This is a genomic window from Nostoc sp. DedQUE08 (assembly GCF_034530895.1).
In the GTDB taxonomy this organism is placed as follows: domain Bacteria; phylum Cyanobacteriota; class Cyanobacteriia; order Cyanobacteriales; family Nostocaceae; genus Nostoc.
Genome location: NZ_JAVRCD010000028.1, coordinates 49,961 through 68,549, shown reverse-complemented (window position 1 = coordinate 68,549; position 18,589 = coordinate 49,961). Strand labels below are relative to the sequence as shown.

General features: G+C 38.8%; 11 protein-coding genes. 6 read left to right on the top strand and 5 right to left on the bottom strand.

The annotated features are described in order from the left end of the window. Nucleotides 1-104 precede the first annotated feature (104 nt). Nucleotides 105-407, bottom strand: coding sequence for an acylphosphatase (locus RMY64_RS19420; RefSeq protein ID WP_322674686.1), 303 nt, complete (start codon nucleotides 405-407; stop codon nucleotides 105-107). A gap of 112 nt (nucleotides 408-519) precedes the next feature. On the opposite strand from RMY64_RS19420, the gene RMY64_RS19415 reads away from it, so the two are divergent. The 5 genes from RMY64_RS19415 (at nucleotide 520) to RMY64_RS19395 (ending at nucleotide 7,680) form a co-directional block, all read left to right on the top strand. Further along, a complete protein-coding gene (locus RMY64_RS19415) occupies nucleotides 520-879 on the top strand; it encodes a hypothetical protein (protein ID WP_322700880.1) in 360 nt (119 codons plus the stop codon). Between the two features lie 149 nt (nucleotides 880-1,028). Next, on the top strand, nucleotides 1,029-1,406 hold the full coding sequence (locus RMY64_RS19410) for a DUF1823 family protein (protein WP_322674684.1): 378 nt from the start codon (nucleotides 1,029-1,031) through the stop codon (nucleotides 1,404-1,406). A gap of 564 nt (nucleotides 1,407-1,970) precedes the next feature. Further along, nucleotides 1,971-3,644, top strand: a complete 1,674-nt coding sequence (locus tag RMY64_RS19405) for an alpha-amylase family glycosyl hydrolase (RefSeq protein WP_322674689.1) — start codon at nucleotides 1,971-1,973, stop codon at nucleotides 3,642-3,644. A gap of 198 nt (nucleotides 3,645-3,842) precedes the next feature. Next, on the top strand, nucleotides 3,843-4,901 hold the full coding sequence (locus RMY64_RS19400; protein WP_322700879.1) for a 3-deoxy-7-phosphoheptulonate synthase: 1,059 nt from the start codon (nucleotides 3,843-3,845) through the stop codon (nucleotides 4,899-4,901). 586 nt (nucleotides 4,902-5,487) lie between these two features. After that, complete coding sequence (locus RMY64_RS19395; RefSeq protein WP_322700878.1) at nucleotides 5,488-7,680, top strand: transglycosylase SLT domain-containing protein; 2,193 nt, start codon at nucleotides 5,488-5,490, stop codon at nucleotides 7,678-7,680. A 457-nt stretch (nucleotides 7,681-8,137) separates the two neighbouring features. On the opposite strand, the gene RMY64_RS19390 is transcribed toward RMY64_RS19395, so the two are convergent. The 4 genes from RMY64_RS19390 to RMY64_RS19375 all read right to left on the bottom strand — a co-directional run bounded on the left by RMY64_RS19390 (nucleotide 8,138) and on the right by RMY64_RS19375 (nucleotide 16,794). Further along, nucleotides 8,138-10,615 carry a C1 family peptidase gene (locus tag RMY64_RS19390; protein WP_322700877.1) on the bottom strand — a complete coding sequence of 826 codons (2,478 nt, stop codon included), beginning with the start codon at nucleotides 10,613-10,615 and terminating at the stop codon, nucleotides 8,138-8,140. 83 nt (nucleotides 10,616-10,698) lie between these two features. Then, nucleotides 10,699-14,232 carry an AAA-like domain-containing protein gene (locus RMY64_RS19385; RefSeq protein ID WP_322700876.1) on the bottom strand — a complete coding sequence of 1,178 codons (3,534 nt, stop codon included), beginning with the start codon at nucleotides 14,230-14,232 and terminating at the stop codon, nucleotides 10,699-10,701. A 29-nt stretch (nucleotides 14,233-14,261) separates the two neighbouring features. After that, nucleotides 14,262-16,472: an AAA-like domain-containing protein gene (locus RMY64_RS19380; protein WP_322700875.1), complete on the bottom strand. Its 2,211-nt coding sequence runs from the start codon at nucleotides 16,470-16,472 to the stop codon at nucleotides 14,262-14,264. 1 nt (nucleotide 16,473) lies between these two features. Next, nucleotides 16,474-16,794 (bottom strand): CU044_2847 family protein, encoded by a 321-nt coding sequence (locus RMY64_RS19375; RefSeq protein WP_322674678.1) that lies wholly within the window; start codon nucleotides 16,792-16,794, stop codon nucleotides 16,474-16,476. Nucleotides 16,795-17,202: 408 nt separating this feature from the next. Between RMY64_RS19375 and RMY64_RS19370 the strand changes: the two genes are divergently transcribed. Next, on the top strand, nucleotides 17,203-18,579 hold the full coding sequence (locus RMY64_RS19370) for an MATE family efflux transporter (protein WP_322700874.1): 1,377 nt from the start codon (nucleotides 17,203-17,205) through the stop codon (nucleotides 18,577-18,579). Nucleotides 18,580-18,589 lie beyond the last annotated feature (10 nt).

Sequence of the window (18,589 nt, the reverse complement as noted above, 5' to 3'; positions counted from 1 at the left end):
TATCTTCTGGATTTACGTGGATAGACAGCACGCCGCCTAGTGGACATCTGCATTGTAATCAAAATTTTTCACAGGCAGTAAACTAGCGGTCTATGACTAACTATTTACTCAACCCGCTTCACTTCAAATCCCCGCAACCCTTCCGGTTCTTCATACTCAACCACAATATCTTTAACTACAGCAGCAGGTGGCCCAGAATGACACCAGCGAACCATATCATCTACGACCTCTCGCGCCCCTTCAAAGACTGCCTCTACTCGATTATCCGGGAGATTCCGCACCCAACCGGTTAATCCCAACTGCCTAGCTGTATCGACAGTGGAATAGCGATAGCCTACTCCGTGGACTCGGCCAGAAATGAATACATGGGCGCGGATAATCTTTGGCAGTGATGTGGAATTGTGCATAGACTGGTCTAATCTTTACGATTTCCAGTCTACCTAGTTTGTGTATACACAACCTGTTTTTAACTCCAACTTGCAATAATTAATCCTGCTCTTCGTTATCATCGTCGCCGCGATGTCTGTACTGGCGGTCATCGTCATCATCATCGCCACGATGTCTGTACTGGCGGTCATCGTCATCATCATCGCCGCGATGTCTGTACTGGCGGTCATCGTCATCATCATCGCCACGATGTCTGTACTGGCGGTCATCGTCATCATCATCGCCGCGATGTCTGTACTGGCGGTCATCGTCATCATCGCCGCGATGTCTGTACTGGCGATCGCGATTATCCCATTCTCGATCGCGTTGTTTCTGCTTGCCACCGACTATATTTCTGAACATATCCTCTATTCCCATAATTTTCCTCCTGAGTTGGCGAATTTCTTTATTTGGGGTCACTTTAGTAGTTTGTCTAATGGTTGTAGCGAATAAATCTTCCAGCAGGTATAGATAAAAATAAAATTATCCCCCACTTTGGGAGTGCCGCAAACTAGTGATAAAGTATTTTTAACTACCTCCTAACTGTAGTGAATTTAATTAATTTAGTAGTCAGTTTTTCAACTTATAATTTTGAATTGTTTATGTCTAACCTGCCACCACTTAATACAGAAACAATTTGGGCAATTCTTGACGATAAACTTGATGATGCCACAGTCAACCAGTTGCTATGGTATTATTTAGGCTATCGTTATGACTCTTCAATTGCACAATGGGACACCAGCTTAGTTGCACCAGAATGGCAAGATGAGTACCCACAACCACCAGATTTTCTTGAATCTCGCCCTGCAACAGTCAAGTTGACTCGTTCCATTCCTGCTGAAAATAAACAAATGCTAAAAGAAAAACTGGGTTTCAAAGGTTACAAAATTGGGGAATTTGGGCCTCGGCAAACTCGCAGGGCAACGGCGGCAAATTGGTTGTTAAGTTATCTGCAAAAAACTAGCAGCAAAATTGAGTAATCCAATACCGCAGATATTTAGCAAACAATCTCTTATCCTTACTAAATATCTGCTATTTAAAAACTTAAGAAAAAGCCATTAATCTATCCGTTCTAATAGGTTGTTTGAAAAGTGATGGGCTGTGATTTTAATTGCATTGTTACCCCCCTTAGTCCCCCCTTATAAAGGGGGGAAATAAGAAAAATCCGGTTCTCTCACGCCACATGCTTCAAGTCGGGCGTTGCCCGCCCAACGCAGTGGCTCCCCTTTATAAGGGGAGGGTTAGGGTGGGGTAAAAAAATATTTGATACATCAATCGTGACTTTTAAAACATCCTCTAATTTTACACTTTGAGTTCAATAGCATTTTAGGCTTAGTAGTATTACGAGCGAAAAATGCCTGACGTTGAATTTGATATTAGTAAAAAAATATGATAGACAGTCAAAAAATATTAATCACAGTAATTCTTTACAATTTTATTGATAAATTCATCCTGAAGATAGAAGCGCTGGTTACATAATTCTTTCTGTAGAGCGATTTGCAAATTCAATTGAGCATCCGAGAATACTTCTATCAACCCTTGGTATTACAAACACTTCTATGGCAAAGCCAATTGAATTTAATTTATTTGCACCTTATAACAAAGGAGTAGCATTAATTGGTTCTTTTTCTGATTGGCAAGAAATTCCAATGGAAAAAGGTGATGATGGTTATTTTCGTACAAGTGTTGAACTAGAAGACGGCGTTTATAAATATAAATTTCGCGTTCAATCAAATTCATGGTTTTTTGAACCAGAGCAATGGGTTGATGTTACAGATCCTTATGCAACTGATATAGATGAACAAAGTGGAAAAGATGATGGTATTATCCGGGTCAAAGATGGGCAAAGGATTACCGATACTTATGTTTGGCAACATGATGACAAACCTTTACCTGCTGACCACGAATTAGTAATTTATGAATTGCATGTCGGTGACTTTTCTGGTGGCGAGGACGACCCTTATGCACGAGGCAAGTACAAACACGTAGTTGAAAAGTTAGACTATTTGTGCGAACTAGGAGTCAATGCTATTGAGTTGATGCCACTTAAAGAATATCCTGGTGATTATAGTTGGGGTTATAACCCTCGTCACTTTTTTGCAACAGAATCAAGTTATGGTTCTACTGCTGAGTTAAAAAATTTGATTGATGAGTGTCATGGCAGAGGCATTCGTGTAATTATTGACGGAATTTACAACCACTCAGAAGCATCTGCTCCTTTAACACAAATTGACCACGATTACTGGTATCATCACGAACCTCGTGACCCTGATAATAATTGGGGGCCTGAGTTTAATTACGAACATTATGATGAAAAATTAGATATTAAACCAGCCTGGAAATTTATTGGTGATACAATTCGTTTTTGGATTGGAGAATTTCATCTTGATGGTATTCGCTATGATGCGGCGCGGCAAATTGCTAACTACGACTTCATGCACTGGATTGTTCAGGAAGCCAAAAACACTGCTAGCATGAAGCCTTTTTATAATGTTGCCGAACACATTCCTGAAACTACCAGCATTACCAATGTAGATGGGCCGATGGATGGTTGCTGGCATGATAGTTTTTATCATTGCATTCTAGAACACATTTGCGGTGATACGTTTGATTTAGAGCGTCTCAAAGATGTGATTGACTGCAAGCGCCAAGGCTTTTTGGGTGCTACCAATGTAGTAAATTATCTCACTAACCACGACCATAATCATGTCATGGTTGAACTGGGGAACCGTGAGATTTTTGACGAAGAAGCATTTCGCCGGGTCAAATTAGGAGTAGCCATCCTAATGACTGCTGTTGGTGTGCCTTTGATTTGGATGGGAGAAGAATTTGGCGAGTATAAACCTAAACAACCTGAATCATCCAAAATTGATTGGACACTGTTAGGTAACGATTTAAATCGTGGTTTATTTGAATCATACAAAGGCTTAACTAACCTGCGTAAAAGCAATCACGCTCTCTACACAGAAAATATCGATTTTATCCACGAAAATCCGGAAGCAAAAGTATTAGCTTATACTCGTTGGAATGATGAAGGTTCTCGTGTAGTCGTAATTGCAAATTTCTCAGAAAATTTTCTAGGAGGCTATCAAGTTCCTGACTTTCCTAGCGCTGGGACATGGCACGAGTGGACAGGCAATTATGATGTCGAATCTGGTGAAGATGGCATCGTAATTGACTTGGGACCATACGAAGCTAAAGTGTTTGTATGGCAGTAATGATATACACTACTACTAAGTCGGTAGTCCAATAAAAAAGAAAAGGGGAAATGTTTTCCCCTTTTTTAGTTATAATTTTACTCATTTACAGTCTAATTAGAAATTTGTCAAGTAAAAAATAAGCTATTTTAAAATTTCATTGGTTTATGTTACACTTTTGAGTTGAAGTGCGTCTATAGAATTGCCAAAGCATCCCCCATGCACAACAAATTATTTAATAGTAATATCGATAACGCTAACATTGAGAACGATCGCATTTTATTAACTCCCAATGAAGTCAAGTCAAAATTACCTTTAACACAATTAGCCGAACAAAGAGTTTTAGCATATAGGCAGGAAATAGAAGATATCCTGGATTTTAAGGATCGTCGGAAATTTATAGTAGTTGGCCCATGCTCAATCCATGACCCAAAAGCAGCACTCGAATATTCTGAGAGATTAAAAATCTTGTCCGAGCAAGTCAAGGATAACTTGCTACTAATTATGCGAGTGTATTTTGAAAAACCCAGAACAACTGTAGGCTGGAAAGGGTTAATTAACGATCCAGATATGGATGATTCTTTTCATGTAGAGAAAGGTTTATTAATTGCACGGGAGCTACTATTAAAAATTACAGAGTTGGGATTACCTGCTGGCACAGAAGCACTAGATCCAATCATCCCTCAATATATCAGCGAACTGATTACATGGTCTGCCATTGGCGCACGCACAACTGAATCACAAACTCACCGCGAAATGGCCAGTGGACTTTCGATGCCTGTAGGTTTTAAAAACGGTACTGATGGCAATATTCAAGTAGCTTTGAATGCTCTACAATCAGCTGGGAACCCGCATAGTTTTTTGGGAATTAATCAAAACGGTCAGGTCAGCGTCTTTCAAACTAAAGGTAATGGCTACGGTCACGTAATTTTAAGAGGTGGTAGTCAACCTAACTTCGATCCAGCAAATGTCAAACTGGTAGAAGAGAAATTAAAACAGGCAAATTTACCACCGAGAATTGTGATCGACTGTAGCCACGGCAATACCAATAAAGATTACAAATTACAAGGTGCTGTCTTAGAAAATATTATTCAGCAAATAGTGGATGGTAATACATCAATTGTTGGCATGATGCTAGAATCGCATTTGTATGAAGGTAGTCAACCGATTGCTGGGAAACAAGAAGAATTAAAATATGGTGTTTCTGTAACTGACAAATGTATTAGCTGGGAAGAAACTGAAAAAATTATTTTGGCTGCTCACGAAAAACTTAAATGAGAAGTCAGAAGTCAGAATTCAGAATGCGATCGATGGGGATTTAGAGGATATTTGTTAAGTATTAATGTATACTAATAAACTCCGCTCTATTTCTCTTACTGTTTCAGCAACGGTGTACGCGCAAATTTCAAAACCTGCTCTACATTAGCTTTAATTTGCTAGGGTGCGTTAAATCTATAGTCCATAACGCACGAAAATTTATGACGGTGCGTTAGGCTGAGGCGATAATACACCCGACAAAACTGGAAAATACCCAAGTGGTGGCGACGTAATTTATTTATCGAGAGAAGAGTTTCAGATTTGCACTGTCGTGTCAGCTTCTTACAAGGTAAGGGAATTCAGTCGTACCAAATCAGTAGAAGTCGAATCCCCAACTGAAGAACTACCTCCCACATCTTTTAAGATATACCCAAGATAGATGTAATAGGATCTAATATGTGCTAATTACTCAATAATACCAACTGAAGGATTGAAAATTAGTATTTTTCTACATAAAATAAAAAATCTAAAATTAAAAATTGGTAACACTGATGGTTAGGAGTGTTAGAGTTTCAAGAAATTCACCGAAACTTTTCAGCGGGTATTCATGCTGAAGAAACTACAGAAAAAGCAAATTTCGATAATTGCGGGTGCGGCACTGTTGGCCTTTTTAACTGGGGCAATGGTATCAGCACCTGAGATTGGCAAGTCTTTGGGGAAATGGCTCAAACTGAGTCAGAATCAAGCAGAGCCAAGATCGGACGGTAGTGTTGCTCGATCGGCCGTCTTTGGGCTGATATCGCAATCGCTGCCAGAACGGGCGGCAAAACTAGCAACGATCGCTGCCGAATCGCGATCGCCCGATCGCAACCGCGCTCGTTATCTTTTGGCGAGTGATTATATTGAAAGAACCCAAGGGCAAAAAGCTCTAGTTTTACTCGAAGGACTAGAGAAAGACTATCCGATTCTCGCACCCTACATTTTGCTCAAACAAGCCCAGGCAGAGGATTTGCTGGGCGAGGACGGCAAAGCCTCGGATCTCAGGCAAAGGGTGCTAAAACTGTATCCCAAAGAACCGGCCGCAGTCAAAGCGCTATATCTGATTGCTCAACCAAAGCAACAAGAAACTGCGATCGCTCAATTTCCTTCCAATCCTCTAACTTGGGAAATTATCCGCAAACGCTTGCAAGAAAATCCCAATCAGCCACAATTACAATTAATTTTGGCTAAGTATGCCTACGATCAACCAGGCATAGTGGGCATTTTGGATCAGCTAGCAAAACAGACTACCCTCAAACCCGAAGATTGGGAACTCATTGGCACTAGCTATTGGGAAAATAGTCAATTTCCGAAAGCGGCCAATGCTTACGCCAAAGCACCCAAAACATCGCGCAACCTCTACCGTACTGCACGGGGCTTACAGGTGGGAGGCAAAGATAAAGAAAAAGCGATCGCCACCTATAAACAATTAGTGCAGCAATTTCCCAATAGTGAGGAAACTGGGACGGCACTACTGCGGTTAGCAGAAACCGCAAAAACACCTAAAGACGGCTTACCCTATCTTGACCAAGTAATTAGTAAATTTCCCAAACAAGCTGGTACTGCACTGGCACAAAAAGCCAAAATCCAAACTCTCAAGGATCAAAAGTCAGCTAGCGCGGCGTGGCAATTACTCATAAGTAAATACGGTAACTCTGACGAAGCAGCAGAATACCGTTGGAAAATCGCCCAAGATAAAGCCAATGCCAAAGATTACGTCGGTGCTTGGCAATGGGCAGAACCAATCGTCACCAATAACCCCAATAGCATTTTGGCTCCAAGAGCAGGCTTTTGGGTAGGTAAATGGGCGGCTGCACTGGGGAAACAGCAAGAATCTAAAACTGCTTATGAATATGTGGTTAGCCAGTTTCCCTACTCTTACTATGCATGGCGAGCCGCGACAATGTTGGGGCTAAATGTCGGCAACTTTGACAACGTGCGCGTCATGAACCCGGAAGTAATCGCACCCCAGCGTCCATTACCGCCTGCTGGTTCTGAAACTTTCAAAGAATTGTATCTGCTAGGTCAAGACCGCGATGCCTGGTTACAATGGCAAACAGAATTTCAGAACAAAATTCAGCCAACGGTAGCAGAGCAATTTACTGAAGGGTTGATGCGGCAGGCTAAAGGAGAAAATCTCATCGGAATTGATGAAATTTCTAAATTGGAAGACCGAGAAATACCAGCCGAAGTTGCCCAATATCAGACTCTGAGTAAACAAATCACCTACTGGCAAGCGCGTTATCCATTTCCCTATCAGCGAGAGATTGAAAAGTGGTCTATTGACCGTAAACTAAATCCTTTGCTAGTAACTGCTTTGATGCGTCAAGAGTCACGGTTTGAACCAAAAATCAAATCTGTCGCTGATGCTACTGGTTTAATGCAACTGTTGCCGAGTACAGCTAAATGGATTGCACCACAAATCAAGGTGGATTTCAAAACAATCAACTTAGAAAATCCCAACGATAACATCATGCTGGGTACATGGTATTTGGGTCATACTCACGATCAATATAACAATAACTCCTTGCTGGCGATCGCTAGTTACAATGCTGGGCCCGGCAATGTCTCCAAATGGTTGCAAACTCTAACTACAAAAGATCCAGATGAGTTTGTTGAAGAAATTCCCTTTGATGAAACTAAAAACTATGTGCGGCAAGTATTTGGCAACTACTGGAATTATCTCAGGCTTTACAACCCCGAAATTTCTGGCATAGTGACCAAGTACTCGACCACACACCCACAACTACCAGCACGATAATCTTAGAAAGTTATGAGTTGTGAGTGTTGAGTTCAAACAATTTTTTAATTCAAAGTTCACAACTCATAGTGATATTTGTTTAGCTAATTACTAATTCGTAATGTCGCTAGCTCCGACACTCGATTACTCAAAGAGGCTGCGCTATTGCAACGCATCACATAAGGCCCTTATTCTCAAGCGGTAGCGCAATTTGCTTTTGCTTACTTTTGGCTGGAGTTTAGACTAAATTCTATTTTTCAGGCTACAGCTCTTGTGTAACAAGCATTTTAAACTTAGGAATCTAAAACTTACCTATAAATTAGGAAAGCCTTTCTGGATAAGGGTTTGGTGGTTTGGTAAGCAAAATTAGTCTAAACTCCAATGACAAAGAATCTGCCGTTTTGTCTAAATAATTCGTCGCTCTACAGCATTGATTAAAATCTATGTTAGGCGATCGCAACCATTAAATTATCAGCATTTATGTACCTGTACTACCTGGTACTCCTTCACCACCTGTACCTGACAAACCAAAATTATTCTCGTTAAACCATTCTGATTTGAGCAACGACCACCAAGCAGAGGTTAATCCAGCTAATACATAATCGTAAGGAAGCCAACCGTAACCTTTTACACCCCATTCAGTTCCCCAAGAATTCCTTACTAAAAATGCACCTTTTGAGTATTTCTGACCATTGGCACATTTAACGAACTGAAAATCATCATAACCAACTGCTACAAGTGTATGTCCACCAACAATCTTATCTTCCTGATAATCTGGAAACGGAATATGACCTTTTTCGTTCGAGCTTTTGTAGACAGAGCTATAAAGTGTAAGTCCAAAAATGCAAGGAAATCCTGCGGACAAAACTGCTTTTATTTGAAATAAAAGAGTTTCTTCAGTAATACCAGCATAATCTAAAAGAAAATACTTTATTGTCTTGTAATTTTGAGCAAAAGCATAGCAGTATGGTGGTGGTTCTTCATCTACTTTTTTTTCATCATAAGACCAATATTCTTCTGGTGGAACGCCAAATAAGGCTAATGCTTTCATCGTTTCTCTAATTGACGAACCTACATCTCCTGTAACTTTCATTTTGTTACGTGCAGCCTTGTAGAGAAACATAGGAGACGGTTCAATTTTATCTTTAGAGTTTTTATTGGCAAAATACTCTAATAACGAAATAGCAGCAAATGCAGTACATGATTGTAAAGAACCTTGGTCTTTGACTGAAGAAAACCAATAACTTAAATCCACTACGCTAGGAAGTTGAAAAAATGGTTTTTTATCTTTTTCTTCCTGTGCTTTCGGCTTTTCTAAATATTTAAGATTTTTACTGCTGAATATGGGAATATATAAATTTAAAGTTAGGAATAGTTCTTCTTGTTTCTGAGTAGAGCTTTTGGTATTTCTCTCTGTTACAATTTCAAATACTTCTTGCTTATCAAAAAGATTATAAGGAGATGAGTTGGTAACATCTGAATTGTCAATATCAGCAATTTCTTTTTCAATTTCTTCTACAGCTTCTCGTGTATACTCAAATTGATTTAAGTATTTTTTGATAAAGAAACATAGGACAAAAGAATTGATAAACTCTGTTGTAAATTTTTCATTTTTTATTTGTCTTTCTTGATTTTCTTGCTCAAGAGATTGGATTTCATAACGAAGTGTAGATATAATTTTACGAATTGAGTATTTAACTAATTCATTATTGGAGTATTCAACCTTTGGCTTTTGCTGTTCATCAAAATCTTCTTGTCTTGGTTTAATAAGATTTTCAAAGTTAGAAATTCCTTGCTCAACTAATTCTTCAAGTGTCTGGTGTCTAAGTCGAGCTAACGGATAAATACTTCTGAGAGCTATTGAAATTATTGGATCGAGCAAGGGAGAATTCTTTAAAAATTCAAAATTAGCACTAATTTCAAATTGATTTTGATTAACTGTACTAATAGATTGGGTTGATTTAGTTAACCCTTCTCCTAAAACTTTTAATAACCAATTTTTATCTTTAGTAACAATATTTGAATTTAGCTCATTTGAATTTAGCTCTGCTAAAACTTTTTGAAAAAAGTCCGATTTTACCTTAATGCTATTCAGAAAATCTTCTTCAAGAAAATTTCTTATTTTTATTTCTTGTAAAATTTGCTCATTTACCTTTAAACATAAGTTGTATATAATTTTATTAAAAGCATTATCTGGTATTAATGAAGTTACTGAAAAATATCTAATTCTTTTTAATGGTCTTCTTTTAGCATCATCCTCTTTACATTTATTATCTTTATCAGCTAATTTATCTTTATTCGGGTTTAATAGATATTCATTTAATTGAATAAAAGTCTCAAGCCCAACAATTCCATCTTGCTTAATATTTGATAAACATTGAAACAATTCAACAATTTCTTTTGTGCGAAAATCATAATTTTCATCATTCATCCACTGAATTATATCCAATGGCTGTTTCATATCTAAACTATTATCAGTGCCATCACTATAATTTGTATTTATTTTTTCAGGAAGCTCTAAATATTTAGTTAATAATAAAATACCGAGATATTTCTTTAATTGAAGAACTTGTCTCGACAAAATACTATCATATTTAATTTTATTAATACTAAATTTACTAGTGTTTTCATTTATTTCCAAACAACTTGGATATTGCAAAAGCTTATGAACTCTTACCTTTTTAAATATAACATTTCCCAATATTTTATTTCTTAGTTCATTAATTCTTAGTTCATTAATTTTACTTTTTTGACCATTTTCATTTATTACTTGAATTAATTCTCCAATAATATTTTCTATCCAACCTGTGGTTTCTTCCACTTTCAAGCGTTGCTGATTTCTCAGATCCTCATCATCTAAATTATAGTCGCGTAAATCTGGATAATCAGGCACCCAACCTAAGCCTTTACTCTTCCAATCATAGTTTTGATTACGATTTTCCGGTTGATTTAGCATAAATGTATTCCTGAGAGATATCTAACTTTACTATTAGCTAATTTGATTAAATGTAGACTAGTTTTTTGCATTTAATCTTTATTTCATTTGCACACATTTTTTAAATCGTCTCGCTCATCATTAGTTTTTAGATAATCACTCAACCAATTACATCCACGCTCTATGTATTTGTCGAAATTCATATCTTGTACATCCCACACCAAAATTTTTTTATCAGAACTAGCGGTAGCAAGCTTTTTATTGTCAGGGGTAAATTTAACAGAGTTTACGCTACCCTTGTGACCTGTAAGAGTTGTAATTAATTTCCCATCCATAGTCCATATTTTTACAGTACGATCATCGCTACCACTAGCAATCATTCGACCGTCGCGGCTAACATCCAATCCCCAAACCCCAGCTGTATGACTTTTCAAAGACTTGATAACACCACTATTTGGACTCAAGAACTTTACAGTATTATCTTCGTTAGAAGTAATAATTGTGCTTCCAATCGGACTATATATAACTTTATAAATAGTAGTATTTACAGTTGATTTATTAAGAGGTGATTCATCTACATTCCACGTATATAGAGGACTTCCATTACGCTTCCAAAATTGAATTTTTTTATCTCGTCCAGCTGCGGCAATGGTCTCACCATTTCGACTAAAGTTAACACTGAAAAACTGTGTATTACCTGACAAACTTTTCAAAGGTTTTCCTTCTCTATCCCAAAGTTTCACAGTTCTGTCAAGACTAGCAGAAGCAATTATTTCTCCATTAGGGCTAAAACTAATACTATTAACAGAGTCTTTATGTCCTCTAAGTGTTGGATTTAGTTCTTGTCCTAGTAAATTGAATCTCCTAACAGTCATATCTGGGCTACTACTAGCAATGGTGTTACCATCTGGACTAAAAGTAACGCTAGCGATACCCGATTTCTGAGCTTTAATACTTTTTAGTGGTTCTCCTTGGAAATTCCATAGGTTTATAACTCCATCTCCGCTACCAGTCGCAATAATCTCTTTCTTGGGATTAATATCAATGCTGTAAATGGCATCATGTTCATTCAAAGTTATTCGCAAAGGATTTATACGCCAAAGCCTAACTGTTTTGTCATCACCAGCAGATGCTAAAATATGTCCTTGAGGGTGGAAACTAATACCATTAACGGGACCTCTATGCCCTTCAAAAGTGTCTAGCAATTGGTAATTATGGCTACTCCATAATTTAATAGTTCCATCATCGCTAGAAGTGGCAATAGTTTTACCATCGGGGCTGAAGGCAACATTTTTCACTGGTTTTGTATGCCCTTGCAGTTGAGCTAGCTGAGTTTTCTTGTTTACATCCCAAATAATAGCTGTATTATCACTACTGGTAGAAACGAGAGTTTGACCATTAGGGCTAAAACTTACATTTAAAACTGATTTTCCTTTATGACCATTTAATGTATCAATTAAATTACCTTGAATGTCCCAAAGTTTAACTGTACCATCAGGGCTAGCGGAGGCAATCTTCTGACCATCAGGACTGAAGCTAACATTACGGACTTCTTGTGTATGTCCATTCGTATCGTCCTTTAAAGTTTTCCAAAGACTACCATCTAGCTTCCAAAGCTTGATAGTGGTGTCGCCACCTGTTGTAGCAATTATCTGACCATCCTGACTAAAGTCAACGCTCCAGAGAATATCTTTATTTTCATTTGAAGTTGCTACAGTATGTTTAAGATTTGAAATATGCTTACCTTCACTATCCCAAATATCTACAATTCCGTCTCGGCTAGCAGTAGCAATCCTCCGATCGTTAGGACTAAAACTGACATCAACAACATAACTTTTATAGGTTTTTAATGTTAAAGGTTCTTTCTCACCTAACTTCCAAAGCTTCGCAGTACCATCATAGCTAGCAGTCACAAAGCTTTTACCATCTGGACTGAACTTGATACGTCTAATTAGGTCTTGATGTTTTTCTAGACGGTTACTTTCTCTAACTCCATAAACTGCATTGCTAACTGCTTCCATCACTTGCATTTGAACTTCAGGCGTATTTTTGACAAAGAGAGAATGCTGGAGCAAACTTGCTGCTTTTAAGGCATCTATTAATGCATCAAATGAATATTGATTTTCAGTAAATTTTGCTGTAGATGCAGTTATAAGTGCCTTTATCTGTCCTTTATCTGCTTCTCCCCACTGATATCCTGCAATTATAGCGATTGATGCAATTACAATAGCAGATCCGATCGCTAATAGAGTTCTCTGCCTTTCAACTTTAATTCTTGCTTTGTATTCTTTCGCTTTGGCGGCTTCCAGCCTTTCTTGAATATCGCGTTGTTCTTGCTCTTGGCTAGCAGTTAAAAAATCATAATCTTGACTGCTCAAACTTTTGCCTTCTCTCCAATTTAAAGCATCTTCTAATGCTTTACCTCGCAAAAGGCGCGATTCATCTTGGCAATTAGAATCTAACCACGCCTGAAAAGATTCAGAGTATGGACGCAATTTAGCTAATTGTTTTTTTACCCATTCTTGATTAAAAATAGATTTATAAATGCGATTATAAATTTTTAAATTACTGTCGTGTTGTACTACTAATCCAGATAATCTTAATTCTATTTGCTCATCACTATCATTACCAGATAATTCTCCTTTATCTAAAATTTCTTGAACCAACCCTAGCAACATACTTGCTTGAGTTTGATTATGCATAATCCGGTCACGTACTGTACGTAAATGTTCTGGTTCATCTTGAAATTCCCAATTCTTAATTATTTTATCATTGATAACATTTTCTATCCACTCTCTAATATTTATTTCGTTTATTGATGAGCTTGAATTATGCAGTAAATTAATTAAATCTTTTAGTATCAGTTGGCATACTTTTTGAGTGAGAAATGGTTGTCCACCTGTCCAATCTAAAATTTCTTTTAATACCAACTGCGGATTATCTATTTTGCCTACAAATCCGGTTCCTAATGGTTTTACTTCTACTAGCGTAAAGCCGCTTAATTCAACTGCTTTGCCAATATTAAAGGGGGTGCGCTTTTTATCTTCAATCAGATCTGAAGGTGTTGCTACCCCTAAGAGTGTAAAAGTCAGACGGGTGTATTGCGTTTTATCAGCACGTTGGTTATGACAGTTTCGGATAAAAGCAAAAAAATCATCAGTTCCAACAATCTTCTTCAGGTTGAGGACACAATCAATTTCATCTATAAAAATGACAATGGGTTTATCAATCTCCACCAGTAGTATCTCTTCAATAAAATCACTCAACCGTTGCACTGGAGAAAGATAATCGCGATCGCGCCACCAACTCCGCAAGTTAAACTTTTCAGACAGATTAAAACTGCTGACAAGAATGCGGACAATCCCTGCATACCATTGATCTGCCGTTACTTGCTGGTTACCAATTCTAGTTAAGTCAATTACTGCACAGGCAATACCTTCCGCTTGTAATCGTTGCATTACTTGCACCCGCAAGCTAGATTTACCCATTTGGCGCGAGTTCAACACATAGCAAAACTCCCCTGCTTTCAACCTTTCATAGAGGTCTTCATCCGCTTGCCTTACTACATAAGTAGGAGCATTAATTGGCAAACTTCCTCCGACTTGATATTCGTAAGCTGGGTTTTGTTCTGCGTTCATCAATGAAATGTAGATGTATGAGATTTCGATTACAGAGAAGCCGCGCGATCGCGGAAATATTGCCGATATAAATTAAATCTAGGTATTACATAATTATTTTCCAGATCGACCAAACCCATACTTTTTAATTTAAAGGCTTCTATTGGCTCTAGCTGTATTGGTGTGTTTTTTGCAACAATTTGTTTCATTGCCCTTGCTAGCTCAGGATGTTGTTTTAGATTCCACCAATGTCGGTGCAAATGGTCACCAAAAGGCCCGGCATCTGTAGGAGCAACTTGTAATAACTGTTCCAGTGCGATCTCTTGGCGCGCAATGCGATAGAGTGCTACTCGCACTAAATAAGGATGACCTCCCACCATATTCATCAATTGTTCAATTTCTGAAGACCTCCAATTTAGCCCATGCCTACGTGCCAAATCTTGGACTTGTTCAGCATTAAACTCTGGCAACTCAATCGAAAGTCCCACATTGAATGGTGATTGATTGATATTCATTGGGATATAAACTTCTGTTGAATGCACCACTACTAATCGCAATTTCTTCCAGATATCCCGATTTTTTGCATCTTCATGCCAAGCACGCAGGAGTCCAAAAAAGTCTGCGGCAATTTCAGGGTGTTGATATACTAAATCGACTTCATCCAAACCCAATGCTAGGGGTCGATCGATTTCTGCTAGAAGATACTCCTCAAAATAAGCTGTACAGTTATCTTTGCTACCAAAAATCTCGTCCCAGTAATCCGCTAATCGATTTGGTATTCTTAGTTTCCGAGTAACGCTAGCACAGAACCAGCGTAAAAATTTATCTAAGTCTGGGAACACTTTACTATCTGCTAATTGAAAACTCAAAGATACGGCTAGAGAGTTTTGTTGTGAAGCTTGATGAAGAATCCGTGCCATTAAGGAAGTTTTACCCATCTGTCGAGGCGCTTTAATCCGAATCAAAGAACCAGGCTTTAAAATAGCCTCGTAGCAGTGTTCTTCAATAAGAGGGCGTTCTATATAAAAAGCAGAAGCCATATCTACCTGACCCTCTGGTAATTCTGGTTCTGCTACTGGCAAAGGAGGTTCTTCCAAATTTTCTACCGCAACTGCTGTTGTCAACTCATCCTCTGTATAGTTAGCCTCATGACCTCCGGCTAGAATTGTCAAAATTTCTTGCGAAATCTTGACTGTATCAGCAGATGATTTCCACTCTCGTTGTTGAATTCTTTGCAAATAACCCCGTAAATCATAATTTAATGGCGAATCCAAAGGAAAGTTCACACGGATAGGTAAAATTATAGGTTTCTTTTCGGGATTTAAATCTTGCAACTGCTTGGCACGCCTGACTTCTTCTGTGACCATTTCACTAGTTGCAGATTTAGGAGATAAGAGCAGCAGAAAGTAATCAGACTGTTCCAATTCTCTATCTATGCGTTCAGGCCAGTTTTCGCCTAACCGTATACTCTCCCCCGCCATAAATGCTTCATGCCCAGCCGCTTTTATTGCTTCATAAAACTGCTGGGCCAACGTTAAATCTGGATCTTGGCTGCGATAGCTAATAAAAACTCTAGCACTGTCATTGGCTCGTTTCACTTTTGGCTGTTGCTGCATTTTTTCTAAAGAAAGAGCTTGCTCAACCAAGTCTGACCATGCTGTAATCAGCACTTGTGTGGGAATAATAAACGCTGCTTTAGCTGCTGTTCGCTCCATTTCCGCCGCTACTGCTATGCCTGCTACACCCTGTAACTGCTCATCCCATATCGGCGCACCACTGAAACCAGGCTCTAATGCATAACCTTGTTGTTTCACATCCTCCAGTTGTACCCAACCATTTGCAAGTCCAGCCCTGATTTGTCCAGTAGCCCAAACCCCATTGGGTTGGTTTTTTGGAAAACCCAAAACTCGGAAAGAATGCCCCCATAATTCCTCTGATGCTACCAATCGTGCTGGATGAGCCGCACCAGGAAGAGAGCTTTCTAACTCCAGCCCTGCAATATCTTCCGCAAACTCATTAGGGTTAACAGGCCGCCAGAATACTACCCTGGCGGTCAAAAACTCTTTAGCTGCCAATAAAGGAAAATCCAAACGGACTTCTGCATTGATTATTTCGGCAGTGTTTCTAGCAATTCCTAAAGCATCTGCTACCACATGGGCACATGTAAGGATATATTTTTGGGAAACTAAAAAGCCAGCACCAACAACTTTGCCACTGTTTGAGTAAATCCTGACGACTGATAACTCCAGGGGTGTGGCCATCTTATGGCTCCCGTTTCCACTTCAAAGTCACTTCATAATTAACTTCGCCATTCCCAGAAGCAATCACTGCTCCAAGCTCTGCACTCATTTTGATGCCAAACTTGATTTCCACCTCATCCGCAGGCTGATTGAGACTATTTACTTTAGTCATAATGACATTTGCTATGGGCTTTACTTGTTCCAGAGCAGATTCAAAAGTTTTTTGAGCTTTTTGAATAATATCGTCTCGCAGACCAATACGATCATCAGTTAGCCCAGGCTCATCTACTTCTACAAGAATTGAGTCTCCGTTTTCGAGAGGAAATTCGACGATACGCTTCACAAGTTAATTTTCTACCTCATTTTTCAGAGAATAAAGTTATTTTACCTGTTAGCCACGAATAAACTTTATATGGGAGCAACGCGATTTTGTGAGAGTGGACAAAAAACGAGTGATTGCGCTCTCGCGCACTGCCCTTTGGGCAATCCTTAAAAACTAACTTCAGTACATTAGTAAAAGATATACATTGAAAAGAGTCTTACTACTTGCTGTTTACCAGTGCAGTATTAGTTTAGTTGGCGTAGAGCTGGCGAAGCTGTCAACAAGTGCAAACTAAACAGTTTAGTTTAGAAACAGAGTATGACTATAGACATTTCTCTTTGAGTCAGGCGATCGCTAATAGCTTGAGTTGATTACACCTATGGCGTTAATATATCTTAATGTATTCAGTATTGCTTTTTTAGCGCCCCAATGGAGTTAACCTCAAAAGAATTTAAGTCAGAACTGATATTAGAAGTTCAAGCCTGCCTGCAATTAGCAGTTCCTTTGGTAATTACTCAAATATTAGAAGCGGGCATTCCTCTATTGGATGGGGTGATGATGGGCTTACTTAACAGCCAAGCTTTAGCTGCGGGTGCTTTAGGTGCTGTTACCTTTTCTACCTTAGCTTCCGTTTGTCGTTCTGTTCTTTCAGCCGCGGGTGTAAGTGTCGCCAATGCTTTTGGTGCAGGAAAGATAGACCAAGTGAGCCGTGCTACCGGTCAAGGAATTTGGTTAGCCGTGACGATGTGCTTACCTGTAATGTTTATCATTTGGCACTTTGACTATATCCTGCTGCTGACTGGTCAAGAAGAAAGCAATGTATTATTAGCTCAAACATATTTGCGGTCTATTGTTTGGGGTTTTCCGGCCGCACTCGGTTTTTGTATCTTAAAAGAAGTTAGCTCTGCCCTCAATCGACCCAAATTTTTAACAGTAATTACGGTAGCTGGACTATTATTAAATGCGGTTGCTAATTACGTGCTAATGTTCGGTAAATTTGGTTTACCAGCCCTTGGTTTAGCCGGTATCGGTTGGGGAAGCACACTCATTTTTTGGCTAAATTTTATCGCTGTCGCCAGTTGGATTTGCTTTGATAACTACTTTAAAGACTATCAGCTTGATTGTGCTTTGCATCAGTTCGATAAAGATATGTTTATAGATATCTTCCAAACTGGGTGGTTTTTGGGGTTGCAGTATGGAGCAGAAATTGGAGTATTTACTGCCATTGCTTTAATGATGGGATGGTTTGGAACAGAGACGTTAGCAGCACATGAAATTACCGTCGAGACAGAAAGTTTTGTCGAAACAGTGTCTATAGGTATTTCCTATGCCGTCACGATGAGAGTAGGACAGTTGAGGGGACAAAACGATCTCAAGGGTGCAAGCACAGCCGGATTAGTCTGCATTGCGCTTGTTACTCCTTTTGTAAGTATTGTGGCACTGATTTTTTGGCTATTTCCCAACTATATTGTGGCAATGTATTTGGACACCAGTAATTTAGATAATATCGAGATAGTTAAAACGTCAACTTCTTTCCTCGCTGCCGGGGCAATAGTCCAAATATTTTATTCTATTCAGACTATTGCTGCTGGTGCTTTAATCGGCTTGAAAGATACCAAAGTGCCAGTGTTAATTACTATGTTCGCTTACTGGATAGTAGGTCTAGGCGGGGGCTATCTGATGGCATTCACTTTCGGCTGGGGTGCTATAGGTTTATGGTTGGGTTTAATACTAGGGCTACTTATGGGTGCAGTGCTTTTAACTGGGCGTTTTTATCTTTTGACTTCTGAGATTGAGTCTGGTTGACTAAAAGTGC

Bases quoted from the DNA above. Each gene is read 5' to 3' on its own strand.
- RMY64_RS19420 (WP_322674686.1), bottom strand. From the start codon at position 407: ATGCACAATTCCACATCACTGCCAAAGATTATCCGCGCCCATGTATTC.
- RMY64_RS19415 (WP_322700880.1), top strand. From the start codon at position 520: ATGTCTGTACTGGCGGTCATCGTCATCATCATCGCCACGATGTCTGTA.
- RMY64_RS19410 (WP_322674684.1), top strand. From the start codon at position 1,029: ATGTCTAACCTGCCACCACTTAATACAGAAACAATTTGGGCAATTCTT.
- RMY64_RS19400 (WP_322700879.1), top strand. From the start codon at position 3,843: ATGCACAACAAATTATTTAATAGTAATATCGATAACGCTAACATTGAG.
- RMY64_RS19395 (WP_322700878.1), top strand. From the start codon at position 5,488: ATGCTGAAGAAACTACAGAAAAAGCAAATTTCGATAATTGCGGGTGCG.
- RMY64_RS19390 (WP_322700877.1), bottom strand. From the start codon at position 10,615: ATGCTAAATCAACCGGAAAATCGTAATCAAAACTATGATTGGAAGAGT.
- RMY64_RS19385 (WP_322700876.1), bottom strand. From the start codon at position 14,232: ATGAACGCAGAACAAAACCCAGCTTACGAATATCAAGTCGGAGGAAGT.
- RMY64_RS19380 (WP_322700875.1), bottom strand. From the start codon at position 16,472: ATGGCCACACCCCTGGAGTTATCAGTCGTCAGGATTTACTCAAACAGT.
- RMY64_RS19370 (WP_322700874.1), top strand. From the start codon at position 17,203: ATGGAGTTAACCTCAAAAGAATTTAAGTCAGAACTGATATTAGAAGTT.